This window comes from Pseudomonas sp. B34(2017), assembly GCF_002112915.1.
Lineage (GTDB): Bacteria > Pseudomonadota > Gammaproteobacteria > Pseudomonadales > Pseudomonadaceae > Aquipseudomonas > Aquipseudomonas pharyngis.
In genome coordinates this window covers 528,333-547,237 of the sequence record NZ_NEJA01000001.1, presented here as the reverse complement: position 1 = coordinate 547,237, position 18,905 = coordinate 528,333, and the positions used below count along the sequence as shown (strand labels likewise).

The following is an 18,905-nucleotide window of genomic DNA, read 5'->3' as shown; positions in this document are numbered from 1 at the left end:
CCGGATCGTCGACTCCCATAATAATGACAAGAGGCAACTTCCCATGCGCACGTTCCCCGACTGTCGCCGCTCCCGTTCCTGTTGCCGGTATTAGCGCAACGCCTGATTTCTTCCTTATATAGTTGTGACCGTGCCGCTCTCTGGCCGGCCGCCGTTCGACTGCGTTTTCTTGCGTGGAATAAAAATAATGAACCAGCCTCAGTCCGCTGTAGGTCACTGCCTCGACGTGCAGTCCTTCATCAACGCCCAACCGATCTCGCGCTATCAGTGGCGAGTGGTGATCCTGTGTTTCCTGATTGTGTTCCTCGATGGCCTCGATACTGCGGCCATGGGGTTTATCGCGCCGGCCCTGTCCCAGGACTGGGGCATCGACCGCGCCAGCCTCGGCCCGGTGATGAGTGCCGCGCTGATCGGAATGGTCTTCGGTGCGCTGGGCTCCGGGCCATTGGCTGACCGCTTCGGGCGAAAAGTCGTACTGGTCGGCGCGGTTTTTCTGTTCGGTGCTTTCAGCCTGGCGTCGGCCTACGCCACCAATGTCGATCAGTTGCTGGTGCTGCGTTTCCTCACTGGTCTGGGACTGGGCGCCGGGATGCCGAACGCCACCACGCTGCTGTCGGAATATACCCCGGAGCGCAAGAAGTCCCTGTTGGTGACCAGCATGTTCTGCGGCTTCAACCTGGGCATGGCCGGTGGCGGGTTTATTTCGGCCAAGTTGATCCCGGCATTCGGCTGGCACAGTCTGTTGCTGATCGGCGGGATCCTGCCGCTGATCCTCACCGTGGTGTTGCTTCTCTGGCTGCCGGAGTCGGCGCGTTATCTGGTGGTGCGCAATCGCGGCACCGACAAGGTGCGCAAGACTCTCGCACCCATTGATCCTGCCATCGTCGCTCAGGCCGCGAGTTTCAGCGTGCCGGAACAGAAAACCGTGAAAGCGCGCAACGTGTTTGCGGTGATTTTTTCCGGCACCTACAGCGTCGGCACGTTGCTGCTGTGGCTGACCTACTTCATGGGTCTGGTGATCGTGTACCTGCTGACCAGTTGGCTGCCGACCCTGATGCGTGACAGCGGCGCGAGCATGGAACAGGCGGCGTTTATCGGCGCGCTGTTCCAGTTCGGCGGAGTGTTGAGCGCGGTGGGCGTAGGCTGGGCGATGGACCGCTTCAATCCGCACAAGGTGATCGGCATTTTCTACCTGCTGGCCGGGGTGTTTGCCTACGCGGTCGGGCAGAGTCTGGGCAACATCACGCTGCTGGCGACGCTGGTGCTGGTGGCGGGCATGTGCGTCAACGGTGCGCAATCGGCGATGCCGTCGCTGGCAGCGCGGTTTTATCCGACGCAGGGCCGGGCGACGGGGGTGTCTTGGATGCTCGGGATCGGCCGGTTTGGCGCGATTCTCGGAGCGTGGATGGGCGCGACCCTGCTGGGCCTGGGCTGGAATTTCGAGCAAGTGCTGACGGCGCTGGTGGTTCCGGCGGGCCTGGCCACGGCAGCGGTGGTGATCAAGGGTCTGGTCAGTCACGCGGACGCGACCTGAGTTTCATTGCAGGATCGTTCCCGCGTCGAACTGGCCGCAGAGGTTGCTCCGCGTTCGGCTCCGGAAGGGACGCGGAGCGTCCCGGGCTGCATTCCCACGCAGAGCGTGGGAACGATCAGTGACGGAATGATAGGCAGATAACAATCTGTTCGATAAACGAACACTCAGTCGATTATCGGATTGTTTGGCGAAAATCAGCGGCTTAATCTTCAGTGACTCCGGCGCAGAACCTCGCGCCTTTTTATTCACTGGCGATTCATTACAAAAACGGGAGCCCGCTCCATGGCTGAGATCCTTTCGCTGCACGACGCGGTGAAGCAATTCGTCAACGACGGCGATACCGTCGCGCTCGAAGGCTTCACTCACCTGATCCCTACGGCGGCGGGTCACGAAATCATTCGTCAGGGCAAGAAAGATCTGACCCTGGTGCGGATGACGCCTGACCTGATCTACGACCAACTGATCGGCGCCGGCTGTGCACGCAAGCTGATCTTCTCCTGGGGCGGCAACCCTGGCGTGGGTTCGCTGCACCGTCTGCGCGACGCGGTCGAGAAACAATGGCCGCACGCGCTGGAAATCGAAGAGCACAGCCACGCCGACCTGGCCAATGCCTACGTTGCCGGCGCCTCCGGCCTGCCGTTCGCGGTGTTGCGGGCCTACGCCGGTTCCGACCTGCCGAAGGTCAACCCGCTGATCAAATCCGTGACTTGCCCGTTCACCGGCGAAGTGCTGGCGGCGGTGCCGTCGGTGCGTCCGGACGTGACCGTGATCCACGCCCAGAAAGCCGACCGTCAGGGCAACGTGCTGCTGTGGGGCATTCTCGGTGTGCAGAAAGAAGCCGCACTGGCCGCCAAGCGTTGCATCGTCACCGTCGAAGAGATCGTCGACAACCTCAACGCCCCGATGAACGCCTGCGTGCTGCCGACCTGGGCCTTGAGCGCGGTCTGCCATGTACCCGGTGGCGCGCATCCATCCTACGCCCACGGTTACACCGAGCGTGACAACCGCTTCTATCAGGCGTGGGATCCGATCGCCCGCGACCGTGAGACGTTTACCGCGTGGATCAACGAATACATCCATGGCTGCGCTGACTTCAGCGAGTTCCAGGCCAAGTTGGCCGCTGCTTCGGAGGCCAAGTAATGACTTACACCACCAATGAAATGATGACCGTCGCCGCGGCCCGTCGCCTGAAGAACGGCTCGGTGTGCTTCGTCGGCATCGGCCTGCCGTCGAAAGCCGCCAACCTGGCGCGCTTGACGTCGTCGCCGGACGTGGTGCTGATCTACGAGTCGGGCCCTATCGGCGCCAAACCCAGCGTATTGCCACTGTCGATCGGTGACGGCGAACTGGCGGAAACCGCTGACACCGTCGTACCAACCGGTGAGATTTTTCGCTACTGGCTGCAGGGCGGACGCATCGACGTCGGTTTCCTCGGCGCAGCGCAGGTCGACCGTTTCGGCAACATCAACACCACCGTGGTCGGCGACTATCACCAGCCGAAAGTGCGCTTGCCGGGTGCCGGCGGTGCGCCGGAGATCGCCGGTTCCGCCAAAAGCGTGCTGATCATCCTTAAACAGTCGGCGCGTTCGTTTGTCGACAAACTCGATTTCATCACCTCGGTCGGCCATGGCGAGGGCGGCGATTCGCGCAAACGTCTGGGCCTGCCGGGCGCCGGGCCGGTCGGGATCATCACCGACCTGTGCATCATGGAACCGGAAGAGGGCACCCACGAATTCGTCGTTACTGCCCTGCATCCGGGCGTGACCCGCGAGCAAGTGGTCGCCGCTACCGGTTGGGCCATCCGTTTTGCCGACAACGTTGACACCACCGCCGAACCGACCGAAGTCGAGCTGACCGCCCTGCGCGATCTCGAAGCCCGCACCGCAGCGGCCCACGGCCAGGCACCGGGAGAAGCATGATGCGCGACGTTTTTATCTGCGATGCGATTCGTACTCCCATCGGCCGTTTCGGTGGCGGTCTGGCGGCTGTTCGCGCCGACGACCTGGCCGCCGTGCCGATCAAGGCCTTGATGGAACGCAATCCGTCGGTGGACTGGAGCGCCATCGACGAAGTATTCCTCGGCTGCGCCAACCAGGCCGGTGAAGACAACCGCAACGTCGCGCGCATGGCGCTGCTGCTGGCCGGTCTGCCGGAGACCGTGCCGGGCGTCACCCTCAATCGCCTCTGCGCGTCGGGCATGGATGCCATCGGCACCGCGTTCCGCGCCATCGCCAGCGGTGAAATGGAGCTGGCGATTGCCGGTGGCGTCGAGTCGATGTCCCGCGCACCGTTCGTGATGGGCAAGGCTGATGCGGCGTTCTCGCGCAACATGAAGCTGGAGGACACCACCATCGGCTGGCGTTTCATCAACCCGTTGATGAAGGCCCAGTATGGCGTTGATGCGATGCCGCAGACCGCCGACAACGTCGCCGACGACTACGAAGTTTCCCGCGAGGATCAGGACGCTTTCGCCCTGCGCAGTCAGCAACGTACGGCCGCTGCCCAGGCTGCCGGCTACTTCGCCGAGGAAATCGTCGAAGTACGGATCGCCCACAAAAAGGGCGAAACCGTGGTCAGCCAGGACGAACACCCACGCGCCGATACCACGCTTGAAGCCCTGACTAAACTGAAACCGGTCAACGGCCCGGACAAGACCGTCACCGCCGGCAACGCTTCGGGCGTCAACGACGGTGCCGCCGCGCTGATTCTGGCCTCGGCCGAAGCGGTAAAAAAACACGGCCTGACCGCTCGCGCCAAAGTGCTCGGCATGGCCAGCGCCGGTGTTGCGCCACGGGTGATGGGCATCGGCCCGGTGCCGGCGGTGCGCAAACTCACCGAACGCCTCGGCGTTGCGGTCAGCGATTTCGATGTGATCGAACTCAACGAAGCCTTCGCCAGCCAGGGTCTGGCGGTATTGCGCGAACTGGGGCTGGCGGACGACGCGGCGCAGGTCAACCCGAACGGTGGCGCTATTGCCTTGGGCCACCCGTTGGGCATGAGCGGCGCGCGGCTGGTGCTGACTGCGCTGCATCAGCTGGAAAAGACCGGTGGCAAGAAAGGTCTGGCGACCATGTGCGTCGGTGTCGGCCAGGGTCTGGCCCTGGCCATCGAACGCGTCTGACGCAAGCCGTGACGAAAAAGAACAGAGGAAAGCGAAATGACTGACAAGCCTGGTTACCGCCGCCCGCAGGAAGGCACCCAGCCGCCGTACCTGCACCCGACCTATCAATCCACCAATCTGCGCTCGCCGTCCAAGCCGTTGGTGTTTCTGCCGCACTCGCTGTCGGAAATCACCGGGCCGACCATCGGTGCCGAGCGTGTGGCCGATACCGACAACGATTTGACCGCCCAGCATCAGGGCGAACCGCTCGGTGAGCGGATCATCATTCACGGGCGTGTGCTCGACGAAGACGGTCTGCCGGTGCCGGGGATTCTGGTGGAGATCTGGCAGGCCAACGCCGCCGGTCGCTACAACCATGCCCGTGACCTGCACGACGCACCGCTGGATCCGAACTTCACCGGCACCGGCCGCACCGTGACCGACGCCGACGGCTGGTATCAGTTCCAGACCATCAAGCCCGGCGCCTATCCGTGGGGCAACCACCACAATGCCTGGCGTCCGGCCCATGTGCATTTCTCGCTGTTCGGGCCGAGCATCCTGACGCGCCTGGTCACGCAAATGTATTTCCCCGGCGACCCGCTGCTGGCCTACGACCCGATCTACAACTGCGTGCCGGACACCTCGGCCAAGGAACGCCTGATCGCCGCTTTCGATCTGGAAAAAACCATTCCGTCCTACGCCCTCGCTTATCGCTGGGACATCGTGCTGCGCGGCCGCGAAGCCACGCCGATGGAGAAATGAGATGACCCTGACTGCGACCACGTCCCATACCGTCGGGCCGTATTACCACATCGGCCTGACCTGGCTGAACCGTGAAAACCTCGCCAACGAACTGACCCTCGGCCAGCGTGTGGCGATCACCGGGCAAGTGGTGGACGGCAACGGCGATGTCGTCAACGACGCCATGCTCGAAGTCTGGCAGGCCAACGCCGCCGGCAAATATGACCACCCGGAAGACGAGCAGGCCAAGCCGCTCGACCCGAATTTCGAAGGCTTCGGCCGGGTGCCGGTGGATGCGGAAGGGCGCTTTCGTTTCACCACCATCAAGCCGGGCACGGTTGAAGGCCTCAAGGGCTCGACCCAGGCGCCGCATTTGGTGGTGCTGGTGTTTGCGCGCGGGTTGGTGAAGCACTTGCTGACGCGGATTTACTTCGAGGGCGATCCGGCGAACGTCAATGATCCGCTGCTCGAATGCGTACCGGCCGAGCGCCGCGATACGTTGCTGGCGAAGCCGGACGCGGCGGGTGTCTATCAGTGGAATGTGATCCTGCAGGGCACTGATGCCGAGACGGTGTTCTTCGATTACTGAACCGGATACTGATCGTTCCCACGCTCTGCGTGGGAATGCATACCGTGACGCTCCGCGTCACATTGGACGCAGAGCGTCCATGGCGGCATTCCCACGCGGAGCGTGGGAACGATCAGAGATCGGGTCTGGCTGGTGATCCAATGTGGAACGGGGCTGTTGCAAAGTGTGTCTAGACTCTCACTGTCCCTATCGAGTGAAAAACAATGACAACCCTCACCTCCCATTACACCGGTGAAGAGCGCAGCAAGCGCATCTTTGCCATTGTCGGCGCGTCGTCCGGCAACCTCGTCGAATGGTTCGACTTCTACGTCTACGCCTTCTGCGCGATCTATTTCGCCCCGGCGTTTTTCCCCTCCGACAACCCCACGGTGCAGTTGGTCAACACGGCAGGCGTATTCGCCGCCGGGTTCCTGATGCGACCGATCGGCGGCTGGATTTTCGGCCGGGTCGCGGACAAGCACGGGCGCAAGAACTCGATGCTGATCTCGATCCTGATGATGTGCTTCGGCTCGTTGCTGATCGCCTGCCTGCCGACCTACAAGGACATCGGCGTCTGGGCGCCGCTGCTGCTGTTGTTCGCGCGTCTGCTGCAAGGCCTGTCGGTGGGCGGTGAATACGGCACCACCGCGACCTACATGAGCGAAGTCGCGCTCAAGGGCCAGCGCGGGTTCTTCGCCTCGTTCCAGTACGTGACCCTGATCGGCGGGCAACTGCTGGCGGTGCTGCTGGTGGTGATCCTGCAACAGTTCCTCTCTGAAGAAGAATTGCGTGCCTACGGCTGGCGGATTCCGTTCGTGGTCGGTGCGGCCGCCGCGCTGATTTCGCTGTTCCTGCGTCGCTCGCTGAAAGAAACCACCAGCAAGGAAATGCGCGAGAACAAGGACGCCGGCAGCATCCGTGCACTGTTCCGCGATCACAAGGCTGCGTTCATCACCGTGCTCGGCTACACCGCCGGCGGCTCGCTGATTTTCTACACCTTCACCACGTACATGCAGAAGTACCTGGTGAACACCGCCGGCATGCACGCCAAGACCGCCAGCTACATCATGACCGGCGCGCTGTTCCTGTACATGTGCATGCAGCCGCTGTTCGGCATGCTCGCCGACAAGATCGGCCGGCGTAACTCGATGCTCTGGTTCGGCGGCCTCGGCACGTTGTTCACAGTGCCGATCCTGCTCAGCCTGAAAAGTGTCGGCAGCCCGTTCCTGGCCTTTGTGCTGATTACCGTGGCGCTGGCGATCGTCAGTTTCTACACCTCGATCAGCGGTCTGGTGAAAGCCGAGATGTTCCCGCCGGAAGTCCGCGCCCTCGGCGTCGGCCTGGCCTATGCGGTGGCCAACGCGATTTTCGGCGGTTCGGCAGAATACGTGGCCCTGAGCCTCAAGGCTGGCGGAATGGAAAACGCGTTCTACTGGTATGTCACGATCATGATGGCCGTGGCGTTCCTGTTCAGCCTGCGCCTGCCCAAAGAAGCGAAGTATTTGCACCACGATCTTTAAACCGATGCGCGCGGGCCATAACGGCCCGCGCCGGCAAGGACTGTTTATGACTCAGCGACCGGGCAATCAGTTGTTCGATGCCTACTTTACTGCCCGCGATATGCGCGACGTGTTCTGCGATCAGGGCCGGGTGCAGGCGATGCTCGACTTCGAAGCGGCACTGGCCCGGGCCGAAGCACGCGTCGGGTTGATTCCGGCGGGTGCTGTCGCGTCGATCGAAAACGCCTGCCGCGCCGGGCTGTTTGATTTCGCAGCACTGAGCGAGGCGATTGCCACGGCCGGCAATTCGGCGATTCCACTGGTGAAGGCGTTGGGCAAACAGATCGCCGCGACCGATGCCGAAGCCGAGCGCTATGTACATCTGGGTGCCACCAGTCAGGACGTGATGGATTCCGGGCTGGTGCTGCAATTGCGTCAGGCGCTGGAATTGATTGAAAGGGAGCTGGCGCAACTGGCCGACGCCCTCGCCATTCAGGCGCAGCGCCACGCCGCGACGCCGCTGGCAGGACGTACCTGGCTGCAACATGCGACGCCGGTGACGCTCGGCATGAAGATCGCCGGTTGGCTCGGTGCGATCACGCGCAGCCGTCAGCGTCTGCGCGAGCTCAAGCCACGGCTGCTGGTGCTGCAATTCGGCGGCGCGTCCGGCACCCTCGCGGCGCTCGGCGAACAGGCGTTGCCGATCGCCCGGGCGCTGGCCGAAGAACTGCAACTGACCCTGCCGGAACAACCGTGGCACACCCAGCGCGACCGCATCGTCGAGTTCGGCGCGGTGCTCGGTCTGATCGCCGGCAGCCTCGGCAAATTCGGCCGCGACATCAGCCTGTTGATGCAGACCGAAGCGGCGGAAGTGTTCGAACCGTCGGCGCCGGGCAAGGGCGGTTCCTCGACCATGCCGCACAAACGCAATCCGGTGGGCGCGGCGGTGTTGATCGGCGCCGCCACCCGCGTTCCGGGGCTGGTCTCGACGCTGTTCAGCGCCATGCCTCAGGAGCACGAACGCAGCCTCGGTTTGTGGCACGCCGAATGGGAAACCCTGCCGGAGATCTGCTGCCTGGTGTCGGGCGCACTGCAACAGGCGCGGCTGCTGGCCGACGGTCTGGAGGTCGATGCCGCGCGCATGGCCCGCAACCTGGAACTGACTCAAGGTCTGGTGCTGGCCGAAGCAGTGAGCATCGTGCTTGCGCAACGGGTCGGCCGCGACACCGCGCATCATCTGCTCGAGCAATGCTGCAAACGAGCGGTGGCCGAACAGCGTCATCTGCGAGCGGTCCTCGGTGACGAGCCGCAGGTGACCGCCGAACTGAGCGCAACCGAACTGGATCATCTGCTCGATCCCGCCCATTACCTCGGTCAGGCACAGGTCTGGGTCGAGCGGGCAGTGGCCGAACACAACGCATTGTCTGACTGAAAGGAGAGGGCTGTGGCTTTCGTTCAACTCGCCGATGGCGAACTGCATTACACATTGGAAGGCCCGGTCGATGCGCCGGTGCTGGTGCTGTCGAACTCGCTGGGCACCGACCTGCACATGTGGGACGTGCAGATGCCGGCCTTCACCGAACATTTTCGCGTGCTGCGTTTCGATACTCGCGGGCACGGCCAGTCGCTGGTGACGCCGGGCCCTTACAGCATCGAGCAACTGGGCCGCGACGTGCTGGCGTTGCTGGATGCGCTGCACATTGAACGCGCGCATTTCTGCGGTCTGTCGATGGGCGGCCTGATCGGCCAGTGGCTGGGGATCAACGCCGGCCAGCGGTTGAACAAACTGATCGTTTGCAACACCGCGGCAAAAATCGGCGATCCGTCGGTGTGGAACCCGCGCATCGAAACCGTGCTGCGTGACGGCCCGGCGGCGATGGTCGCGTTGCGTGATGCATCGATTGCCCGCTGGTTTACTCCGGACTTTTCGGCAGCCAACCCGGCAGCCGCGAAGCAGATCACCGACATGCTGGCCGGGACCAATCCTGAAGGTTACGCCGCCAACTGCGCAGCGGTGCGCGATGCGGATTTCCGCGAGCAGTTGGCGTCGATCACGGTGCCGCTGCTGGTGATCGCCGGTACCGAAGATGCGGTGACGCCACCGTCCGGCGGGCACTTCATCCAGGAGCATGTGCGCGATGCCGAGTACGCCGAGTTTTATGCGGCGCACCTTTCCAACGTTCAGGCCGGCGACGCGTTCAGCGACCGTGTGCTGACATTCCTGCTGGCTGACTGAAGGAGGATTTTCGTGGACGAGAAACAACGTTACGACGACGGCATGCAAGTGCGCCGCGCGGTGCTTGGCGACGCTCATGTCGATCGCAGCCTGACCACGCTGACCGAGTTCAACTCGGAGTTCCAGGAGATGATCACCCGTCACGCCTGGGGCGACATCTGGACCCGCCCGGGCCTGCCACGCCACACCCGCAGCCTGATCACCATCGCCATGCTGATCGGCATGAACCGCGAAGGTGAACTCAAGTTGCACCTGCGGGCGGCGGCCAACAATGGCGTGAGTCGCGGCGAGATCAAGGAAGTGATCATGCAGAGCGCGATCTACTGCGGGATTCCGGCGGCGAATGCGACCTTTCATCTGGCCGAGTCGGTGTGGGATGAGCTGGGTACCGAATCCCGCGAGTGATCGTTGAACTCAAGGGATCGCAGTCTTCAACTGGCTGCGATCCTTTGAAAATCACACCTTGGCGACAATGAAAATCCGCTTGAACGCAAACAACGTATGGCCATTTTCCTCCTGCGGATAGTGCGTATGCACCCGCATCAGGTAGTGATAAATAAAGCGCGCCTGTTCCTCTGACGTCAGTCCCTGCATCACCGGCCGCAGCGCCGACACCTTCACCCAGTCATAAACCGGCGACTTGCCGTCGACCACCTGCAATTGCTCTGTTTCCCAGATATCCAGTGACTGGGTCAGCGGGGCCAGCAGCCGGTAGTAAGCCTCCAGCGACAACAACGGCCGCGCGGCCATGCGCTGGCGCAATTGTGCAGTGCCGATGGGGCGACCGCAGGGTCCGGCGTCGTCGAGGGTGTCGAGCATCAGCTGATACCACAGCGCATCACGCCAGTCCGGCATGTGCGCGGCGAGGCACCCGCCAGGGTTTATGTGGCCGAGCAGACGGGGCAGCAGTTGCTCATGGTCGTCGATAAAGTGCAGCACGGCTGCGGCCAGCAGCAGGTCGGCCGATTGCTCGGGTTGCCAGTCGAGCAGGTTGCAATGCTGCCACGACGCCTTGATCGGCAGGCTGCGGGCCTGATCGAGCATCTGTGCCGAACTGTCGATGCCCCGCAACTGCGCACGCGGCCAGCGTTCGGCCAACAGTCGCGTGGCAATCCCGGTGCCGCAACCGAGGTCATAAATGCGCTGAGGATTGTCCAGGTCTACGCGGCCGAGCAATTCAACGACCGGTTGTTGCCTGAGACGGAAAAACTGCTGGTACGCCTTGGCGTCCCAGTCGGAGCAGGGCTTGCCCGGCGTTTCGAGTTTTACGCTCATGAGGTGATCCTCTCTGGCGAGTTAAAGTTGTCTTCCGATGACGTTGAGCGCTTTCAGGACAACGGCTACTCCTTTGCGTGTATCGCTGTCGTTCAACAGTTTGAGCAGTGCAACGGCGCTTGGTGCCTGGTGGTGCGCAGCGACTTCAGCCTTCGCCAGACGCAGAGCATTGGCCATCTCCCAACTGCAGGCTGCCGCCTGTTCGACCAGCAAGGACAGCTTCTCCACCATGGCTTCATCCAACAGGTCGACCAGATCCGACAGCAGGGAAAGCAGATCGATAATGTTCTCCAGCCGTCCGCCATCAATCAATGGCTGTAGTTTGGCCATCAGGGCGGTGTAGCCGGGTGTGGCCGACAGGGCTTCAGACTCTTTCATCAGCAATCACTCCTCCCTGTGCAGGGTCAAAGCATTCCACGGGCCACCGCCCAGTACAGACCGCGATTGAAGCTGTTGCGCAGCAGACCCCCGAGTTTGGTCGGTGGCGTCGGCAGTACGTCACGGCTGTAGTCGTACCAAAGCGGCATTCCGGCATTCAGGCCCATTTGCGCAACGGCCTGAACGCGACCGTCATAGGCACTGATGGGGTGCCCCAGACGGATTTCGGCGGCGATGTTGTTGGCGATCACCGGTGCCTGGTTATGGCAGGCGCCTCCGGCCTTGCTCACTGGCAGGTCAACGGTGTCGCCGATCACATAGACCCCCTCATGGCCATAGACCTGCAGCGTTTCGTGGTTGGTCGGCAACCAGCCTTCGTTGTTGGGTGCCTGGGAAATTCCGGACTCCAGCACCGCATCCACGGCGCGGATCGGCGGGGTTGCCATCAGGATGTCGAACTGTTCGTCCGCGCCTTCATGGGAGTAGGCGATTTTTGCGTCGGGATCGACCTGGCTCAGAGTGAAACCGCGCCGATACTGGATGCCCGCTTTGTCGAAAATGCCCGGCAGGATCTCTCCGGTCGGGCGTTGCAGGAACAGACAGTTGCGCAACAGCTGGGCGGTAGTCGGGTAGGTGTAGATGATCTCCACGTTCTTGCGAACACCACGACGGCACAGAAAATCATGCAGCATGAGTGTCGTTTCTACCGGAGCAATACCGCATTGGTGCGGCACATTGGGAGTCTGCGGAAAAGACACGGTAATGAAAATCCGACCTTTTTCAATCGTGCTCAGACGTTGCGCCAGTTGGCGCGCCGGTTCGTATTGATAGAAATGGTCGCCGGCCTCTTTCAACCCTTCGATGCGTTCCGGAGCGGGTACACAACCGGTGGCGATGACCAGAAAGTCGTAGACAAAAAACTTGCCGCTATGGGTTTTGAGGCGCTGGTTGTTGAAGTCGAACCGTATGACCTTTTCAACCTGAAAGTCGATTTCAGGGCGCAACAACGAGCGTTCCGGGCGTTTGAGTTCTTCTTTGAAGAACTGGTTGAACGCCACGTACATGAACGCAGGTTTGTAGTAATGATCGGGGTATTCCGACAGGAGGATGATCGAGACTTCGTCGCGCAGGATTTCGGGATACAGCTTGCCGACCAGTTGATTGGCCAGCATGGTTCCGCCTACGCCGCCACCGACGATCACTATTCGCTTTTTCATACCTGACCTCCATGGTCAAGGTGTGCTTCGCGTACGGCATCCGGAGATAACGGAAGGTAAATGACTCCTACTGCAGGCTGGAGAATAAAAAGTACCACTCAAATGTAACCGGGTCTTGGTGGCTTGCCAGACTCAAATGACCAGCGGTCAAAGACGGCGCTCGCCGGGAGCGCCGTTTTCACAGTCACAGCAAACTGATCGGATAACTGATAATCAGGCGGTTCTCGTCGAACTCGTTGTTGCTGAAGTCGCGGCGCATGGTCGAGTTGCGCCATCTGACGTTCAGGTTCTTCAGCGCGCCGCTCTGCACGGTGTAGCCCAGTTCCGATTCGCGGCCCCATTCCTTGCCGTCGGTGATGGTGCCGGTGTGCACGTTGTCGCCGCTGATGTAACGGTTCATCAGGGTCAGGCCGGGGATGCCCAGGGCAACGAAGTTGTAGTCGTGGCGGACCTGCCAGGAGCGTTCCTGCGCGTTGTCGTAGCTGGCGTTGTAGCTGTCGTTGGCCAGGGTGCCGCCGCTGGTGCCGTTGACGCGCATCCAGGCGCTGTCGCCGGTGAGTTTCTGCAGGCCGACGTAGAAGGTGTGGCCACCGTATTTTGCGGAGAACAGGCCTGACCAGGTCTTGTTGTCGAGTTCGCCGGCGCGGGCGCTGCCGTCGTCCTTGCCGTAGAAGAAACCGAGGTTGGCGCCCAACGTCCAGTCGCCGAGCGGCTGGCTGTGGATCAGGTTGACGTATTGCTGGCTGTAGATGTCCTTGAGCTCGGCGTTCCACAGGCCGATCTGGGTGCGCTTGTCGTTGAACACGTATTCGCCGCCCTGAAAGTTGAAGCGATCGGAAGTGAACGCGGCTTTGCCGGTCATCGACATGTCGCTCATGCTGCTGTCGTCGCGCGGGCTGTTGGCGCGGAACTGGCCGCCGTAGAGGGTCAGGCCGTCGATTTCCTTCGAGGTGATCTGGCCGCCGCGAAAGGTCTGCGGCAGCGAGCGGCCGTCGTCCGAACGCAGGATCGGCAGCACCGGCATCCACTCGCCGACCTTCACTTCGGTTTGCGACAGCTTCGCCTTGAAGGCGACGTTGGTGCGGCCGAAGTTGTCCGCCGGGCGTCCGTCATGATCCAGCGGCAACAGTTGCGTGCCGCCGGTGCCTTTGCCGCCATCGAGCTTCACCGAGTACAACCCCAGCACATCCAGACCGAACCCGACGGTGCCTTGGGTGAAACCGGATTTGGCGTCGAGGATGAAGTTCTGCGTCCACTCTTCAGCCTTGCCCTGAGCCTTGGTCGGGTTGGTGAAGTTGCGGTTGATGTAGAAGTTGCGCAGGTTCAGGTTGACCTTGGCCCCGTCGATAAAACCGGCTTCTTCAGCCGCAGCGGGCAGCGCGATGCCGGCCAGGGCGAGGGCGATCAGACCGGGAAGTGCGTAGGGCGCAGGGGAGGTTGTCATGGGCTCGGGTCTCTCTTGTTTTTTTGGGGCAAACGGGGGCGCTGCGGCCGTTTTTCAAGGCGCAGACATTCGATGGATTCAGAGGCGAAGCGGCGGCGATCAGCCGGGAGGAGCAGGGCGCGGGAGCATGGTGTCGAACCTGTTGTTATTGGTTTTGTGGCTCGAATGGTGCGGGGCGCGGGCGAGGCGATTCAATCGGCGAAAGTGAAATTTGGGCGATTATCGAACGCAAGATTTGCGGGCAACAAAAAGCCCACCAAACGGTGGGCTTCTTGTATTCAGCAGATGATCAGAACAACTTCATCTTCGGCGCTTCTTCTTTGAGCGGCTCGTTCTGCGCGGTCTGCGCATTCCAGCCACCGCCCAGGGCCTTGTACAGGTTGACCGCACTGGTCAGCTGCGCGAGGCGGTCGGTGATCAGCGATTGTTGTGCGCTGAACAGCTGACGCTGGGCATCGAGGAAGGTCAGGTTGCTGTCGACGCCAATGCGATAGCGACGTTCGGCCAGGCGGTAGTAGTCCTGGTTGGCCTGAACGAAATCACGCTGAGCCTGCAACTGCTCGGTGTAGGTCTGGCGCGCGGCCAGGCCGTCGGCGACTTCCTGGAAGGCCGTTTGAATGGACTTCTCGTAGTTCGCCACGCCAATGTCCTTCTGGATCTTGGCGTAGTCGAGGCTGGCGCGCAGGCTGCCGGCGTTGAAGATCGGCAGGTTGATCTGCGGCTGGAACAGCCACGTGCCCGAACCGCCCTTGAACAGGCCGGACAGGTCCGGGCTCAGGCTGCCCGCGTTGGCGGTCAGGCTGATGCTCGGGAAGAACGCTGCACGGGCCGCGCCGATGTTGGCGTTGGCGGCCTTCAGGTTGTACTCGGCCTGCAGGATGTCCGGACGGCGTTGCAGCAGATCCGACGGCAGACCGGCCGGTACGTCGGCCAGCAGGTCATCCGACAGCGGCTTGGCCGCTTGCAGGTTGGCCGGGATGCCGGTGCCGAGCAGCAGGGTCAGGCTGTTTTCGTCCTGGGCGACCTGGCGGGTGTAACGCGCCAGTTGTGCCCGGGCGTTTTCCACCGAGGTGCGTGACTGCGCCAGGTCCAGCGCCGAGGCCACACCGACTTCGTTGCTGCGACTGGTCAGCTTGTAGCTTTCCTCGAAGGCACCGAGGGTGTCCTGGGTCAGCTTGAGCAGTTCCTTGTCGGCCTGCCAGGTCAGGTAGGCGTTGGCCACGCTGGCCACCAGGCTGATCTGGGTGCTGCGGCGCGCTTCTTCGGTGGCGAAGTATTGTTGCAGCGCTTGTTCGCTCAGGCTGCGAACCCGACCGAACAGGTCGAGTTCGTAGGCGCTGATGCCGACGGTAGCGGAGTAGGAACTGCTGATGGCCGCTTCACCGGTCTGCGACGCACGGGCCGGAACCCGCTGGCGGCTGCCGCTGGCATTGGCCGACACGGCCGGGAACAGATCAGCACGCTGGATGCGGTATTGAGCCGCGTAGGCGTCGATGTTCAGCGCCGCGACGCGCAGGTCGCGGTTGTTTTCCAGGGCGACCTGGATCAGCTGCTGCAGGGCCGGGTCATGGAAAAACTGCTTCCAGCCCTGTTCGGCAGCGGCCTGCGCCGGTGCCTGGGCCGGCGAGTACGCCGGGCCCTGCGGGTATTGGCCCGCCACCGGTGCTTGCGGCTGCTGATAATCCGGTATCAGCGAGCAACCGCTCAGCACGAAGGCGGCGACTGCGATGGAGAGTAGCGACTTGCTCATTGGCCAGCCTCTTTAGGAGTTTCTATGGCGTCATCCTTGCCAGCGTTTTTGCGCTGACCCATGGACGACACAGTGACGAAGAACAGTGGAACCCAGAATATCGCCAGGATCGTCGCGGTGAGCATACCGCCAATCACGCCGGTACCGATCGCGTGTTGACTGCCCGAGCCTGCGCCGGTGGAGATAGCCAACGGTACAACACCGAGGACGAAGGCCAGCGACGTCATGATGATCGGTCGCAGACGCATGCGGCAGGCTTCAATCGCCGCATCGCGCAGACTGCGTCCCTGCTCGTGCAATTCCTTGGCGAACTCGACGATCAGAATGGCGTTTTTAGCCGCCAGACCGATGGTCGTCAACAGACCCACCTGGAAGTACACGTCGTTCGACAGACCGCGCAGGCTGGTGGCCATCAGCGCACCGATGATCCCCAGCGGAACCACGAGCATGACCGCGATCGGAATCGACCAGCTTTCATACAGCGCCGCCAGACACAGGAACACCATCAGCAGCGACAGGGCGTACAGCGCCGGAGCCTGCGAACCGGACAGTCGTTCTTCGTACGACAGACCGGTCCACGAGATACCCACACCGGCCGGCAGTTTCTTGGCAATCGCCTCGACTTCGGCCATCGCTTCACCGGTGGAGTAACCCGGCGCCGGGGCACCGAGGATCTCGACCGCTTCAACGCCGTTGTAACGCGCCAGCTTCGGCGAACCGTAGATCCACTCGCCCTTGGCGAACGCGGAGAACGGAACCATGGTGCCGGCGGCGTTGCGTACGTACCACTTCTTCAGGTCTTCCGGGCTCATTCGCGAGTCTGGCCGGCCCTGCACGTACACCTTCTTCACCCGACCGCGGTCGATGAAGTCGTTGACGTAGCTACTGCCCAGCGCAATCGACAGGGTGTTGTTGATGTCGGAGATGGTGATGCCCAGGGCACTGGCCTTCTCGTCATCGATTTCCAGCTGGAACTGCGGTTCATCGTTCAGACCGTTCGGACGGACCTGCGTGAGCACCTTGCTCTGCGCGGCCATGCCGAGGAACTGGTTGCGTGCAGCCATCAACTTCTCGTGACCGATACCGGCGCGGTCCTGCAGGAACACGTCGAAACCGGTGGCGTTACCCAGCTCCAGTACTGCCGGCGGGGCGAAGGCGAACACCATCGCATCGCGGAAGCTGAAGAAGTGCTGCTGGGCGCGGGCGGCGAGTTTGAACACGCTGTTGTCGGCGTTACGTTCGTCCCACGGCTTGAGCATGATGAACGCCATACCCGAGCTCTGGCCACGGCCGGCGAAGTTGAAGCCGGTCACGGTGAACACCGAGGCTACTGCGTCGCCTTCACCGCCGTCCTTGGTCGGACGCAGCAGGAATTCACGCATTTCATCCACCACCACCTGAGTACGCTGGGCACTGGAACCGGCTGGTGTCTGCACCTGGGCGAACAGAACGCCTTGGTCTTCTTCCGGCAGGAACGCGGTCGGGATGCGGGTGAACAGCCAGATCATGCCGACCACGATCAGCAGGTACGCCAGCAGATACGGCGCCTTGCGCGACAACATGTTGCCAACACCGCGCTCGTAGCTGTTGACGCCACGGTCGAAGTTGCGGTTGAACCAGCCGAAGAAACCTTTTTTCGGCGTGCCGTGCTCACCGTGCGGAATCGCCTTGAGCATGGTGGCGCACAGCGCCGGGGTGAAGATCAGCGCGACCAGTACCGACAGCGCCATGGCCGACACGATGGTGATCGAGAACTGCTTGTAGATCACACCGGTGGAGCCGCTGAAGAATGCCATCGGCAGCAACACCGCCGACAGCACCAGGGCGATACCGACCAGGGCGCCCTGGATCTGGCCCATGGATTTTTTGGTCGCTTCCTTCGGTGACAAGCCTTCTTCGCTCATCACCCGCTCGACGTTTTCCACCACGACAATGGCGTCGTCCACCAGCAAGCCGATGGCCAGCACCATGCCGAACATGGTCAGGGTGTTGATGCTGAAACCGGCCGCTGCGAGGATGCCGAACGTACCGAGCAATACCACCGGCACGGTCATCGTGGTGATGACGGTGGCGCGGAAGTTCTGCAGGAACAGGAACATCACCAGGAACACCAGCGCAATCGCTTCGACCAGGGTGTGAACCACGCCTTTGATCGACTCGGTCACCACCGGGGTGGTGTCGTACGGGAACACCACTTCCATGCCTTGCGGGAAGAACGGCTTGAGGTCGTCAATCGTCTTGCGCAGTGCCTTGGCGGTGTCGAGAGCGTTGGCGCCGTTGGCCAGTTTCACCGCCAGACCGGACGCCGGGCTGCCGTTGAACTGGGCGCTGATCGCATAGTTCTCGCCACCCAGGCCGACGTCGGCGACGTCTTTCAGACGGACCTGAGAGCCATCCTTGTTGACCTTGAGCAGAATCTCTTTGAACTGCTCGGCGGTCTGCAGACGGGTCTTGCCGATGATCGTGGCGTTCAGCTGCTGGCCCTGCACGGCAGGCAAGCCACCGAGCTGACCGGACGACACCTGGACGTTCTGCGCCGCAATCGCGGTTTTCACGTCGACCGGGGTCAGGTTGAAGTTGTTCAACTTGGCCGGGTCGAGCCAGATGCGCATTGCGTACTGGGCACCGAAGACCTGGAAGTCACCGACACCGGCGGTCCGCGAGATCGGGTCCTGCATGTTCGACACGATGTAGTTGGACAGGTCGTCCTTGGTCATGCTGCCGTCACGCGACACCACGCCGATCACCAGCAGGAAGTTCTTCACTGCCTTGGTCACGCGGATACCCTGTTGCTGCACTTCTTGCGGCAGCAGCGGGGTGGCCAGGTTCAGCTTGTTCTGGACCTGGACCTGCGCGGTGTCGGAGTTGGTGCCTTGCTCGAAGGTCGCGGTGATGGTCATGCTGCCGTCGGAGTTACTTTCCGAGGACACATAACGCAGGTTGTCGATACCGTTGAGCTGCTGCTCGATCACTTGCACCACGGTGTCCTGAACCGTCTGTGCCGAAGCACCCGGGTAGGTCACGGAGATCGCAATGGCCGGTGGCGCAATGCTCGGGTACTGGTTGATTGGCAGTTTCAGGATCGAAAGTGCCCCGACCAGCATGATCACCAGGGCAATTACCCAGGCGAAAATCGGACGGTCGATGAAAAATTTTGACATGG

16 protein-coding genes are annotated in these 18,905 nt (G+C 62.0%); 10 read left to right on the top strand and 6 right to left on the bottom strand.

The genetic code is table 11. The annotated features are described in order from the left end of the window. Nucleotides 1-187: 187 nt before the first annotated feature. The 10 genes from CAF80_RS02625 (at nt 188) to pcaC (ending at nt 10,083) form a co-directional block, all read left to right on the top strand. Nucleotides 188-1,534 carry an MFS transporter gene (locus CAF80_RS02625; RefSeq protein ID WP_085666812.1) on the top strand — a complete coding sequence of 449 codons (1,347 nt, stop codon included), beginning with the start codon at nt 188-190 and terminating at the stop codon, nt 1,532-1,534. A gap of 282 nt (nt 1,535-1,816) precedes the next feature. Then, nucleotides 1,817-2,674 (top strand): CoA transferase subunit A, encoded by an 858-nt coding sequence (locus CAF80_RS02620; protein WP_003222404.1) that lies wholly within the window; start codon nt 1,817-1,819, stop codon nt 2,672-2,674. Further along, nucleotides 2,674-3,453, top strand: a complete 780-nt coding sequence (locus CAF80_RS02615; RefSeq protein WP_085612381.1) for a CoA-transferase subunit beta — start codon at nt 2,674-2,676, stop codon at nt 3,451-3,453. The genes CAF80_RS02620 and CAF80_RS02615 overlap by 1 nt, the downstream gene beginning before the upstream one ends. Then, nucleotides 3,450-4,655 (top strand): 3-oxoadipyl-CoA thiolase, encoded by a 1,206-nt coding sequence (gene pcaF / locus CAF80_RS02610; RefSeq protein WP_170928267.1) that lies wholly within the window; start codon nt 3,450-3,452, stop codon nt 4,653-4,655. Before CAF80_RS02615 ends, pcaF begins: the two co-directional genes overlap by 4 nt. A 36-nt stretch (nt 4,656-4,691) precedes the next feature. Next, a complete protein-coding gene (gene pcaH / locus CAF80_RS02605; RefSeq protein WP_011332820.1) occupies nt 4,692-5,396 on the top strand; it encodes a protocatechuate 3,4-dioxygenase subunit beta in 705 nt (234 codons plus the stop codon). A gap of 1 nt (nt 5,397) precedes the next feature. After that, nucleotides 5,398-5,964, top strand: a complete 567-nt coding sequence (gene pcaG, locus CAF80_RS02600; RefSeq protein ID WP_039771428.1) for a protocatechuate 3,4-dioxygenase subunit alpha — start codon at nt 5,398-5,400, stop codon at nt 5,962-5,964. A 203-nt stretch (nt 5,965-6,167) separates the two neighbouring features. Then, nucleotides 6,168-7,463, top strand: coding sequence for an MFS family transporter (locus CAF80_RS02590; RefSeq protein WP_039771430.1), 1,296 nt, complete (start codon nt 6,168-6,170; stop codon nt 7,461-7,463). 46 nt (nt 7,464-7,509) lie between these two features. Next, nucleotides 7,510-8,874, top strand: a complete 1,365-nt coding sequence (locus CAF80_RS02585) for a 3-carboxy-cis,cis-muconate cycloisomerase (RefSeq protein WP_085666809.1) — start codon at nt 7,510-7,512, stop codon at nt 8,872-8,874. Between the two features lie 12 nt (nt 8,875-8,886). After that, nucleotides 8,887-9,678, top strand: coding sequence for a 3-oxoadipate enol-lactonase (gene pcaD, locus CAF80_RS02580; RefSeq protein WP_039771434.1), 792 nt, complete (start codon nt 8,887-8,889; stop codon nt 9,676-9,678). A gap of 12 nt (nt 9,679-9,690) precedes the next feature. Continuing rightward, the gene (pcaC, locus tag CAF80_RS02575) at nt 9,691-10,083 is read left to right on the top strand and encodes a 4-carboxymuconolactone decarboxylase (RefSeq protein ID WP_011332825.1); all 393 of its coding nucleotides are present in this window, start codon (nt 9,691-9,693) and stop codon (nt 10,081-10,083) included. Between the two features lie 51 nt (nt 10,084-10,134). On the opposite strand, the gene CAF80_RS02570 is transcribed toward pcaC, so the two are convergent. From CAF80_RS02570 to emhB, 6 genes are all read right to left on the bottom strand, one after another. Further along, complete coding sequence (locus CAF80_RS02570) at nt 10,135-10,953, bottom strand: methyltransferase domain-containing protein (RefSeq protein WP_085666808.1); 819 nt, start codon at nt 10,951-10,953, stop codon at nt 10,135-10,137. A gap of 21 nt (nt 10,954-10,974) precedes the next feature. Then, nucleotides 10,975-11,331 (bottom strand): DUF1641 domain-containing protein, encoded by a 357-nt coding sequence (locus CAF80_RS02565; RefSeq protein ID WP_052266600.1) that lies wholly within the window; start codon nt 11,329-11,331, stop codon nt 10,975-10,977. Nucleotides 11,332-11,357: 26 nt separating this feature from the next. After that, complete coding sequence (locus tag CAF80_RS02560; RefSeq protein WP_085666807.1) at nt 11,358-12,548, bottom strand: FAD/NAD(P)-binding oxidoreductase; 1,191 nt, start codon at nt 12,546-12,548, stop codon at nt 11,358-11,360. A 184-nt stretch (nt 12,549-12,732) separates the two neighbouring features. Continuing rightward, entirely contained in the window at nt 12,733-13,992 is a 1,260-nt protein-coding gene (locus tag CAF80_RS02555) for an OprD family porin (protein WP_074691044.1), read from the bottom strand. Nucleotides 13,993-14,281: 289 nt separating this feature from the next. Continuing rightward, the gene (gene emhC, locus CAF80_RS02550) at nt 14,282-15,742 is read right to left on the bottom strand and encodes an efflux RND transporter outer membrane subunit EmhC (RefSeq protein WP_064593991.1); all 1,461 of its coding nucleotides are present in this window, start codon (nt 15,740-15,742) and stop codon (nt 14,282-14,284) included. Continuing rightward, nucleotides 15,739-18,903, bottom strand: a complete 3,165-nt coding sequence (gene emhB, locus CAF80_RS02545; RefSeq protein WP_039771443.1) for an efflux RND transporter permease subunit EmhB — start codon at nt 18,901-18,903, stop codon at nt 15,739-15,741. Before emhB ends, emhC begins: the two co-directional genes overlap by 4 nt. Nucleotides 18,904-18,905 lie beyond the last annotated feature (2 nt).

Coding starts and splice junctions, on each gene's coding strand:
- CAF80_RS02625 (WP_085666812.1), top strand. CDS start 188: ATGAACCAGCCTCAGTCCGCTGTAGGTCACTGCCTCGACGTGCAGTCC.
- CAF80_RS02620 (WP_003222404.1), top strand. CDS start 1,817: ATGGCTGAGATCCTTTCGCTGCACGACGCGGTGAAGCAATTCGTCAAC.
- CAF80_RS02615 (WP_085612381.1), top strand. CDS start 2,674: ATGACTTACACCACCAATGAAATGATGACCGTCGCCGCGGCCCGTCGC.
- pcaF (WP_170928267.1), top strand. CDS start 3,450: ATGATGCGCGACGTTTTTATCTGCGATGCGATTCGTACTCCCATCGGC.
- pcaH (WP_011332820.1), top strand. CDS start 4,692: ATGACTGACAAGCCTGGTTACCGCCGCCCGCAGGAAGGCACCCAGCCG.
- pcaG (WP_039771428.1), top strand. CDS start 5,398: ATGACCCTGACTGCGACCACGTCCCATACCGTCGGGCCGTATTACCAC.
- CAF80_RS02590 (WP_039771430.1), top strand. CDS start 6,168: ATGACAACCCTCACCTCCCATTACACCGGTGAAGAGCGCAGCAAGCGC.
- CAF80_RS02585 (WP_085666809.1), top strand. CDS start 7,510: ATGACTCAGCGACCGGGCAATCAGTTGTTCGATGCCTACTTTACTGCC.
- CAF80_RS02570 (WP_085666808.1), bottom strand. CDS start 10,953: ATGAGCGTAAAACTCGAAACGCCGGGCAAGCCCTGCTCCGACTGGGAC.
- CAF80_RS02565 (WP_052266600.1), bottom strand. CDS start 11,331: ATGAAAGAGTCTGAAGCCCTGTCGGCCACACCCGGCTACACCGCCCTG.
- CAF80_RS02560 (WP_085666807.1), bottom strand. CDS start 12,548: ATGAAAAAGCGAATAGTGATCGTCGGTGGCGGCGTAGGCGGAACCATG.
- CAF80_RS02555 (WP_074691044.1), bottom strand. CDS start 13,992: ATGACAACCTCCCCTGCGCCCTACGCACTTCCCGGTCTGATCGCCCTC.
- emhC (WP_064593991.1), bottom strand. CDS start 15,742: ATGAGCAAGTCGCTACTCTCCATCGCAGTCGCCGCCTTCGTGCTGAGC.
- emhB (WP_039771443.1), bottom strand. CDS start 18,903: ATGTCAAAATTTTTCATCGACCGTCCGATTTTCGCCTGGGTAATTGCC.